This is a genomic window from Corallococcus llansteffanensis (assembly GCF_003612055.1).
Taxonomy (GTDB): Bacteria; Myxococcota; Myxococcia; order Myxococcales; family Myxococcaceae; genus Corallococcus; species Corallococcus llansteffanensis.
This window is the reverse complement of the sequence record NZ_RAWB01000904.1, coordinates 1-2,353: the sequence shown is the minus strand read 5'-3', so window position 1 is coordinate 2,353 and position 2,353 is coordinate 1. Positions and strand designations below refer to the sequence as shown.

Below are 2,353 nucleotides of genomic sequence, written 5' to 3'. Positions count from 1 at the left end.
TTCCTGAAGGGTTGAGCGGTGGGGCGGGCGGGGTGCCGAGGCCATGCTCACGCGGGCCCTGCGCGCCATCGCACACCGGGAGCAGGGCCGGAGACGGATGGAGTCGACAACCGAGCGTTTTCACTGGCGAGTCCGCAAGACGTCCCCGGATCGCCACCCGCTTGGGGAAAACTCCCTCCGGCCGTGTCGATCCTGCCCGGCCTCACTCGTCGCCTTGATGAACAACCCACTGGCGCCCATGGCGCCCGAGCGAAAGGACTCAACGATGAAGGTCATGGTGATCGTGAAGGCATCGAAGAACAGTGAAGCGGGCGTCATGCCGAGCGAAAAGCTGCTCGCCGACATGGGCCGGTTCAACGAGGAGCTCGTCAAGGCGGGCATCATGCTCGCGGGCGAAGGACTTCACCCAAGCGTGAAGGGCAAGCGCATCCAGTTCTCGGGGGGCAAGCGCACCGTCGTTGACGGCCCCTTCAGCGAGACCAAGGAGCTCATCGCCGGCTACTGGCTGTGGCAGGTCCGGTCGATGGAGGAGGCCGTCGAGTGGGCGCGTCGCTGCCCGGATCCAATGCCCGGCGAGGACGCCGAGCTCGAAATCCGCCCCATCTTCGAGGCCGACGACTTCGGGGCGGAGTTCACCCCCGAGCTGCGCGCGCAGGAGGACAGACTCCGCCTCCAGATCGAGCAGCAGCAGCACAAGGCGTAGCCCGTCATGGGAGCGCTCAGTCGATGCCCGGTCCGCCGAAGACAGACACCTCGCGCAGGGAGGAGAACTGGCCCTCCGCCGCCGTCCCGTCCGACAGCACGTTCGTCATCCGCAGCCGGATGCGTCCCACCGCGGGCGCATCCGCGCGGAGCGGCACGTCCAGGTACTGCTCGTCACCGGAGCGCACGGCGACGTCTTCCTCGTAGGGCACCTTGTTGAGCTCCAGGATGATCGGGCTGTCACCCATGGGCACCCAGGTCTCTCCGTCCACGGAGCCCTCCACGTGGAGCACGTCGCCGAAGCCTGTCAGCCCGCGCACGAGGACCCGCTGGGGACGCACGGGCTCCTTCAGCACGAGGTAGACCGCCTTGGGCAGGGCCTCCTGTTCGTTGGACACCCGGAAGCGTTCGAGCTTGCCATCGGTGAGGGGACATGGCTCGAAGGAGCCGGACGCCAACGCGCAGCCCGCGCCACGGCTCGCGGGCACCTGGCCGGTGAAGGGCAACGGCACCGGCGGTGACTCCCCGACGGCGCTGTAGAACAGCGTGTTCTTGAACCAGACGCGCGTGCCCTTGGACACCGCCTGCACCCGGGTCTGGACGTCGAAGTCCTCCAGCATCCACGGCCCCAGCCAGGGCTCGGCGCTGCCCGCGTGGACCTGCCAGGCAAGGCCCGCCTCTCCCTGGACCCGCACGAAGTACTCCGGCTCCGGGAGGTCCGCCGTGGGCACCACCGCGTCCCACGTCAGCCGGGCGCCCCCCCGCTCTTCCACGGCGTGGACCTGGCCATTCCATGCGCGCAGGGGCGGCAGGTCCGCGTCCAGGTCGACCTGGAACGACAGGAAGTCCCTGCCTCCGTCCGTGCGCGGCAGGTGGAGCTGGAAGGCGGTGACGTCCGTCCACGGGTGGGGGTGCTCCAGCCCGTCCGCGCCCACCTCGCGCGCGGTGAGGCGGTGGAGGAAGAGGCCCTCCGCGTCGGGGACCACCTCCGCCCAGGGCTCGTAGCGGGGCGTGCCCGTCACCCCTCCGTACCCGTCGGGTTGGGGATCCGTGTTGCGCGGGCGCATCAACGTGAGCGGCCCACCCCGCCAGGGCGTCCCATCCGCCTCCAGCACGGTGCCGGACAGGTAGATGGGATCATCCGGCTCCAGGGCGCAGCCCCCCAGGGCGAGGCAGAGCGGAAGCAGTCGCGACAGTCGCATGATCAGAAGCTCCCCTTCACGCCCAGGGTGGGAAGGATGACGGGGAAGCCCACCCTCTTCTTCTTCAACGCCACGGGCTGGCCGGGCGGCGCTTCATAGCCGTACTCGTAGGAGATGGCCTCGCTGCGCGCGGTGACGTTGAAGACATCCAGGTAGGCATCCAGCACGAAGTTCTCGAATACCCAGCTGCGCGAGGCGCGCAGGTCGAGCCGGAAGAAGGCGGGCAGCCGGTCCACGGCGTCGCGGCCCACGGGCATCCACTCCTCGTTTCCGTCCGCGTCGGTGCCCGGGCGCTGGGTGCGATAGCCAAACTGGCCACTCTCCGGCCGGCCGGTGTTGAAGTGCGCCACCGCTCCCACGGTGGCGAAGGCGAAGCGGTAGCTGAGCGCGGCGTTCACCGAGTGCGCCTGCTCAAAGACATAGGGCAGATACCCCTCCCCCTCCCCCAC

General features: G+C 69.2%; 2 protein-coding genes and 1 pseudogene. 1 reads left to right on the top strand and 2 read right to left on the bottom strand.

The annotated features are described in order from the left end of the window. Positions 1–265: 265 nt before the first annotated feature. Positions 266–703, top strand: a complete 438-nt coding sequence (locus tag D7V93_RS41905) for a YciI family protein (RefSeq protein WP_120648550.1) — start codon at positions 266–268, stop codon at positions 701–703. A 16-nt stretch (positions 704–719) separates the two neighbouring features. On the opposite strand, the gene D7V93_RS41900 is transcribed toward D7V93_RS41905, so the two are convergent. Together D7V93_RS41900 and D7V93_RS45570 are read right to left on the bottom strand one after the other, a co-directional pair. Further along, entirely contained in the window at positions 720–1,904 is a 1,185-nt protein-coding gene (locus D7V93_RS41900; protein WP_120648549.1) for a hypothetical protein, read from the bottom strand. A gap of 2 nt (positions 1,905–1,906) precedes the next feature. After that, positions 1,907–2,353 (bottom strand): annotated as a pseudogene (locus D7V93_RS45570) (energy transducer TonB); the annotation flags it as partial.